This window comes from Streptomyces avicenniae (genome assembly GCF_000719135.1).
GTDB lineage: Bacteria > Actinomycetota > Actinomycetes > Streptomycetales > Streptomycetaceae > Streptomyces > Streptomyces avicenniae.
Map to the genome: position 1 here is coordinate 1 of NZ_JOEK01000042.1, position 400 is coordinate 400.

The 400-nt window shown below is 64.0% G+C and carries 1 protein-coding gene; it reads right to left on the reverse strand.

All coding sequences use genetic code 11. The features are described 5' to 3' along the window. On the reverse strand, positions 1-400 hold a 400-nt coding region (locus IF27_RS29660; protein ID WP_190233158.1), incomplete at both ends, for a cobalamin-dependent protein.

Here is a 400-nt window from a genome sequence, read left to right on the forward strand (position 1 = left end):
ATGACCGGGTAGTCGGTGGCCATACCCCGCCGGTTCAGCTCCTCCAGGTTCTCCTTCATGATCACCGTGGACTTCACCAACAGCCCCGACATTCCGATCACATCCGCACGGTGCTCCGCCGCCGCGTCCAGGATCGCCCCCACCGGCTGCTTGATCCCCAGATTCACCACCGTGTAGCCGTTGTTCGTCAGGATGATGTCCACCAGGTTCTTCCCGATGTCATGCACATCCCCCCGCACCGTCGCCAGCACGATCGTGCCCTTCCCCGCATCGTCGGTCCGCTCCATATGCGGCTCCAGATGCGCCACCGCCGTCTTCATCACCTCCGCGGACTGGAGCACGAACGGCAACTGCATCTGCCCCGACCCGAACAGCTCCCCGACCACCTTCATCCCCGCCA